General features: G+C 54.8%; 6 protein-coding genes. 2 read left to right on the top strand and 4 right to left on the bottom strand.

Annotation, left to right across the window (positions count from 1 at the left end; all coding sequences use genetic code 11):
* The coding region (locus tag B3F77_RS15295) for a hypothetical protein (protein WP_293605780.1) at positions 1-238 on the top strand (238 nt) is incomplete at its 5' end.
* A gap of 75 nt (positions 239-313) precedes the next feature.
* Here B3F77_RS15295 and B3F77_RS15300 read toward each other — a convergent pair.
* The 4 genes from B3F77_RS15300 to B3F77_RS15315 form a co-directional block, all read right to left on the bottom strand.
* A complete protein-coding gene (locus B3F77_RS15300) occupies positions 314-799 on the bottom strand; it encodes a hypothetical protein (protein ID WP_293605781.1) in 486 nt (161 codons plus the stop codon).
* A gap of 377 nt (positions 800-1,176) precedes the next feature.
* Entirely contained in the window at positions 1,177-1,743 is a 567-nt protein-coding gene (locus B3F77_RS15305) for an SRPBCC family protein (RefSeq protein ID WP_293605782.1), read from the bottom strand.
* Between the two features lie 1,177 nt (positions 1,744-2,920).
* Positions 2,921-3,325 (bottom strand): hypothetical protein, encoded by a 405-nt coding sequence (locus B3F77_RS15310; protein ID WP_293605783.1) that lies wholly within the window; start codon positions 3,323-3,325, stop codon positions 2,921-2,923.
* Between the two features lie 273 nt (positions 3,326-3,598).
* Positions 3,599-4,192: a retropepsin-like aspartic protease family protein gene (locus tag B3F77_RS15315; RefSeq protein ID WP_293605784.1), complete on the bottom strand. Its 594-nt coding sequence runs from the start codon at positions 4,190-4,192 to the stop codon at positions 3,599-3,601.
* 458 nt (positions 4,193-4,650) lie between these two features.
* Here B3F77_RS15315 and glgP point away from each other — a divergent pair.
* A partial coding sequence (gene glgP / locus B3F77_RS15320) for an alpha-glucan family phosphorylase (protein WP_293605785.1) occupies positions 4,651-7,058 on the top strand: 2,408 nt, incomplete at its 3' end.

Below are 7,058 nucleotides of genomic sequence, written 5' to 3' on the forward strand. Positions count from 1 at the left end.
GAATTTGAAGTGGCCATCAGGGTCAATCCCGAAATTCACCGACCCTGCCGCCAAGTTGTGGGCAAGCATTCCAACTGAAACCAAAAAGCTGCTGCTTTCCAATGTCTGGAGCGGAAAATGCCGTCATGAGGTGACCATTACCAACTTCACCGGGGCTGTCAAAGCGGGCGACTTGTTGCTGGTCGGTTTATGTTCGGAATGCCATGGTGATGTGGCGAGAGTGATGGAGATGAGCTGAAGGGTGCCTTGGGCTGATCCTTCTGGGTTCTGCATTGGTTCGGTGGGGGGTGCCTGTGGAACTTGAACCCATTTCTCAATGGACGAAATGCCACAACCCAAAACCTACACTGCCGTACATCAATCCGGACACGGCCCCAACCTTGATGTCGGTGGTTGATGGAATGCAGGAAAACAAAGAGCAAGCCACCACGTATCCAGACGCAACCCAAATCAAGTAATTGGACATCAGGAAAGTTGGCAGCATCCAATGCTCATAGAGCAGCCACCCGAGACCCAGCATCAACAGTGGGGCAAATGCGACTGGTGCGGCGTTCCAGATATTTAGATTTGTAAAACCAACCGAACCCAACATCCAAGTGTTCCCTTGGCGTTTAGGGAAGATTGAAAATGATCTGGGTTTTGCAAAAAGAACCAAACCCACCAGTCCATGCAATGCTTCATGCATAAACGTCCCGGGAAGACTGATGACTGCAACCCACAAACCAGAAGACCGGGTCGAGCGCATTACAGCCAACCAAGTCAGTATCAACAGAAGAGACGGCAGCGTTTTAGCTGTCAAGGAAAGGTCGCTCAGTAAGTATGCCGGGGAAATTTGACTGAAAGATTGCATACTGCATCAATAATATTTTGCATGTGTCGTTTCGTTTACCGCAAACCGGCCAGCTGATCGTCGCTTGTAGGCCGTTCCATGAGGTCGACTTTTTTCCTCCACGTGTGCGAAAGAGGTTTTCGCCAGCGTTTTTACACAGACTCCAGCGAAAGCGGACGCTGAGTTTGCCATCTCGAACTGCCTGATTCGGCCAAGAGTTGTCCCTCGCTACGGAGTTCAGTTGACACATCCTTGCCGGCACATAACCTGTGCAATAGTGGGCCCGTCCTGAGCAGTATCACGCCATAAGCTCTGAACTGGCTGTGTAGCTGGCCCACCGTCTGACGTCATTGACGCCTGATCATTTCGTGCAACATGGCAGAGAATTGCTCGGCTGTTTCGTGTCGCACCAGGGCAGGCCCGATGAGTGGCGGAAACCAAAAGCCCGGCAGCACCTCGGCATGGTAGGTCAGTCGGGTGCCTGCCCCGTCGGCTTGTAGCTGCATCACGCTTTCCATGCGCCTGATGTTGCCGCCCACGCCATGCGCCCGGATCTCGCGCAACGGGGTCAGGTGGATCTCCCGGATGGATTCGAAATTGGACGAAAAGAGGCCATAACGGGCCACACCCTTTTGGATGACCTTGAGCATGATATCGCTGCGTTCGGTCACTTGGCTGCTGATCAGATTGGGCACGAACTCGCCCATATGCTCAAAATCGGTGAGCACCGCCCAGGCCAGCGAAGGTGCCACCGGCGCATACATGGTCAAGTCCACCGTGAAATTCCCACCTGAACGCTCGACTCGGACATCGCTGTCGGACACGACCGACTGCCCATCGGCCGTCATGGCCACTTGCATCGGACACAGCATTGCTGCCAGTGCCATCAGCCAGAAAAAGAGCCTGCGAGACATGGTTCCCTTAAAAAAATGTTGGTTCAGTGTGCCACGCATCGTGGCGAATCGCCATGAGGGTTCCGCGACAGAATTCCCACAGTTGTACGGGAGTGCTTTTCAGCTTACGTCCAGTCCAACTCCATGACTCAACGTCGAAAATTTGGAAAAGGCCTGCGTGTCATGACAACTCTCGCAAAACCCCATGTCTTGCTCAGCGACACTCGATCCGATCATCGATGCGGATGCAGAGTTTTCCAGTGGGACCAATCAGAGTCGCGCCCGTGCCGTTGTAGCGGTTTCCGAGATTGTCCCAGCAGCCACCTGCATCACATGTCGTAAGCACGCTCGGAGCGCTGGGAATCACAATCGTTGGGGCTGCAGGTGCCGCCTTGACCGGCGCAGCGGCTTTGCGGTCTGTTCCGATTGAAATAGGTTCCTGCAAAATCGGTGTCCTACCTGACCCTGTATAACACTCTTGAAGAACCCGACTCTTGGCATCCGCAGGTGCATCCACATTGCTACCGCGGACAGCGGCATCGTAATCTCGCATCGCATCATTGCACGTTTGCAAACTGGCTTTTGGTATTGGCTCATGAGAGCAAGCAACCAAACAGACCGTTGCCAACAACATGGCAACGACAATCCGCGTTTTCATTGTCAATACCTGTGATCAAACATATGGCAAGTCTACGACGAGAAGACGACATGCGCGGCCTTTCCAAGACAGGCAACCGTTGCTTATTGTTCAGCCTAGGCTAGACCCGCTCCAAGAGTGGTTTGGGTCGGGATAAAAGCAAATCGAATAACTGCCCTCAGGTGTAGGTGTATCGCAAAGAACAAGCCAGCCGCCAGGTACTTTTGCTCGCTTGAGCCTAAACCTTGGGAGTTCATCTGCCCGTCCTTCTTCAATCGACTGAACTGCTTCAAACTTGATCATGTGAACTCCTTCTATGTTTTTCTTCTTGAATAGTAACGCCGCCTTGCGTTATGTCCAATAGTTCGCCTTTCAGGATTTCCTGTTTGTCCATGCGCGTGTGCACCTGGGCGGAATGGTCAGGTATCACAGCGCAGCAGGCCGGTGAGCAGGGTAGGGGTGTTGACCACCCCGCGCAGGCGTGACAGCCGGTGACCTGTCATGACGCTTGGCGGCTAACGCCCTGACCCAGGAGGGCGGCGCTTTGAACGAGAACCAGGCTTATGCCTTGATTTGACCTGAGTCGATAGCGACTTCAAGCAGCTTTTCAGCAATCTCTGCGGAGCTGATAAAACCTTCTTCATCGTCCCAGTCTGCGAGGCGGGACAGCGCAGTCCACCATCTGTCGATGATTCGGCGGCAGCTAACGTCTTCGTACTCAGACAGATAAGTAACGAACTTCGTAAAGTCCGATTTTTTATCGAAAAGCTGAGAAACAAACTTCTTGTTATCAATGATGCCTGCCTCGACTGCGAGAGTGATGGCGTCAAGTGCTTGATGAACTTCAAAACCTTTACGGACTTTTAGGGGAGTGAAAGTGCTGGTCTCCGAGTTGAAGCCACCCATTTCATGCATACTCTGGCCCAATGCGCGGGACTTGAATTTGTATTTCTTGATGATTGCCATGATTTCCCTAAAAGTTGGTTGTCAACGCTGAGGAGTGCAACAATGCATATGAAGAAGCGCCCGGGCTGGGTGCCAGTAACCAGTGCTGCCTCTAATGTAACCAGCAAGCCGAGCTCGTCGACTTCGCCGAACTGACAGGCCATGCGTTCGCCTTCAGATAAACGTCATACATAGACGACCGGCAGGCATTGCCATTAGTTCACGGTTTCATGTCGTTGCCGGTTCTGGATAGGACCCTTCGGGTTTCTGCATTGGTTCGGCTGTAGGTTCGGCCTACCTTTTTCGTAATGTCATTTGGTCTTTTTGGAGAAGAATTTCAAATTTTGCCAAGAAACTCTGTCCAAGCAATGCGTCACCAACCTCGTGCCCAACAAACCCAACAGCGACCCTCACCCCCGAAACATCTATCGGTCCCAGGGTGACGGGAACGTCCGTTACGATGCGCCCAGGCATGTCTCCATTTGCAGTCTTAAACACCGTCGCGACACCTCCTGACAGCCCAGCCTCACGCGCAAATTGTTCACTAACGGTGACTAGTGACGCCCCTGTATCTACCAGGAAACTGACGGGCTTTCCGTTTACAGCGCCAGGGGCGTAAAAGTGTCCATCTCTCGCTCTGGAAATGACCAAGTCGCCAGATGCTGACACTACGAGCGGCTTGGGTTTCAGGTAATGGTTCATGGTGACATAAAGCAGACCCATGACGACCATCCAGAACACCACAATTCCAAAAGGTCCCCACTTGAGGCCTTTTAAAAGACCGTTAGACGGCAAGCGTTTAACTGGCCTCGGCCCGCCAAAACTGTTTTCTTTTTCTGCCCGCTCTTTTTGCGCCTCCCTCCACCAGTCCCGGTCTTCTAAACCCATTCAATTCCCCTTAATGACCTGCCTCTGATCTTCTTCAACAGATAACAACTTTCATTGTTGACGCTGAACGACCAAGTGGACCACAGGAATAGCCTGTTGTTGCCGGCGCACTATTGACCACCCATGCCGATTTAGGCATGACCGGGGGTTTTCGAGTGGTAACGCTGGTCATTTTGAATCGGCACAATCAGCTTTAGATGGTCAATATGAGGTCGGCAGCAACAGCGTTGACGGTCAAGCCGCCCGCTGGTCTATGCTGAGTGCTTTGACAGAGAAGGTTTAAAATGAAACGCTGGCTACCAAAGGGATGCGCTTCCCGATCGACGTGATTCGTACAGCCAAACACCGACGGCATCGGCGCCGGATACTGACAAAAAAACAGGCTATCGGCAGTGATGCGCTGGCGGTGCCACGCAGTAGCCCGAGATGGCGTCCGGGACAGATTTGAAGGAAAGGTTATGAGCGAACAAACACGAATCAGCCACCCGAAGGAGCATCTTTTCCCCACGGACGTAGAGGGATTCGATTCGCTGGCCGAGCTTGCCCTGGATATGCGTTCGTCGTGGAATCGTGCCACCGACCGAGTGTGGCGGCAACTGGATCCCGCGCTCTGGGAGCTCACGCATAACCCTTGGGTCGTCTTGCAGACGGTCTCACGGGAGGAGCTCCAGCGTGTTTTCGCCGATCCCGCTTTCCGCAAAATCGTTGACGATCTGGTGCAAGCCAAGTGCGACATGGCGCAAGCGCCTGCGTGGTTTCAGCAAGCCTACCCGCAATCTCCGCTGCGCTGTGTTGCGTATTTCTGTATGGAATTCATGTTGAGCGAAGCGTTGCCTATTTATTCGGGCGGACTTGGCAACGTGGCCGGCGATCAACTCAAGGCCGCCAGCGATTTGGGCGTCCCGGTGATCGGGGTGGGGCTGCTCTACCAGCAAGGCTATTTTCGCCAGGTGATCGATAAGGATGGCGCGCAACAGGCACTCTTCCCGTATAACGACCCCGGACAGTTGCCGATCACACCGTTGCGTAGACCGAATGGGGAGTGGTTGCGATTAGAGGTCGCATTACCCGGTAACTCGGTCTGGCTGCGCGCCTGGCAGGTTCAGGTCGGTCGCGTGAAGCTGTACCTGCTGGACAGTAATGACGCCGCGAATTACCCCGCGCATCGAGGCATTACCAGCGAACTTTACGGAGGCGGGCCGGAGTTGCGCCTCAAACAGGAAATGCTGCTCGGGATTGGCGGATGGCTGCTGCTCGCGGCGCTCGGCATCAAGCCGGAAGTCTGCCACTTGAATGAAGGGCATGCGGCCTTCGTGGTGCTGGAGCGCGCGCGAAGCTTCATGGAGGAAACCGGGCGATCCTTCGAGGTCGCGCTGGCCGTTACCCGGGCAGGCAACCTCTTCACCACCCACACGGCGGTGGCTGCCGGTTTTGATCGTTTCGCTCCGGCGCTCATCGTGCAATACCTCGCTGGTTATGCCGAGCAGAGGCTCGGTATAACCAGCCACGATTTGCTGGCACTGGGCCGCCAGAACCCGAACGACGCGTCGGAACCTTTCAACATGGCCTATCTAGCAATCCGGGGGAGCGGGGCAGTGAATGGCGTGAGTCGCTTGCATGGCAAGGTGAGCCGACACCTGTTTGAGCCACTTTTTCCACACTGGCCGGCGGATGAAGTGCCGGTAGGACACGTGACCAACGGCGTCCATATGCCGACCTGGGATTCGGAGGCGGCCGATAATCTTTGGACGCAAGCGTGTGGAAAGAACCGCTGGCTGGGGACAACGGAAACCCAGGAGCAGAACATTCGGTACGTCTCCGACGCCAGGCTCTGGCAATTTCGCAGCGTCGCTCGCATGTCTCTTGTTGAATACGCTCGTGGACGATGGTCCCGGCAGTTGGCTACATCCGGAGCGTCGCCCGAGACGGTTGATGGGGCGAATCATCTGTTTGACTGCAATACGTTGACGCTGGGTTTTGCACGCCGTTTTGCAAGCTATAAAAGACCGAATCTGCTGCTGCACGATCCGGAACGACTGCTGCGCCTGCTGACTAATCCGCAACGCCCGGTACAGCTCATCATGGCTGGCAAGGCCCATCCCGCAGACTTGGCGGGGCAGGCTCTGATTCAGCAGTGGATGCATTTCATCGGCCGGCCTGAGGCACGCCTCCATGTGGCCTTCCTCAGTGACTACGACATGCATTTGGCCGAGCAATTGGTGCAGGGAGTGGATGTCTGGCTCAACACGCCGCGACGCCCTTGGGAAGCGTGTGGAACGAGCGGCATGAAAGTACTGGTCAATGGCGGCATCAATCTGTCTGAACTGGACGGTTGGTGGGCTGAAGCCTACACGCCGGAAGTAGGATGGGCATTGGGGGATGGTCAGGAACATGATAACGATCCCGCCCGGGACGCTATCGAAGCTGAAGCCCTTTATGACCTACTCGAACGCGAGGTGATCCCGGAGTTTTATATTCGTGATGAACAAGGTATCCCAAGCGCCTGGGTGACCCGGATGCGGGAAAGCATGGCGCAATTGACACCGCGCTTTTCCACCAACCGCTCGTTGTGTGAATACACCGAGCAACACTACCTCCCGGCGGCCTCAGCCTACCTTGCGCGGGCTGTCGATAAAGGCGCAATCGGCGTGGATTTAGTTAATTGGCTGCGTGCTCTAGACGAAAAATGGACCGCTCTGCGCTTCGGCGAAGTGAAGCTTGAGACCAATGGCGAGCAGCACGTATTTGAGGTTCAAATCTATTTCGATGATCTCGACCCGGAGGCAGTGCGCGTCGAGTTATATGGCAATGGCGTTAACGGAGCCGCGCCGGAAAGAGTGGAGATGAAGCGCGTGCGGCAACTGGT

Source organism: Polaromonas sp. UBA4122, from assembly GCA_002381615.1.
GTDB lineage: Bacteria > Pseudomonadota > Gammaproteobacteria > Burkholderiales > Burkholderiaceae_C > Polaromonas.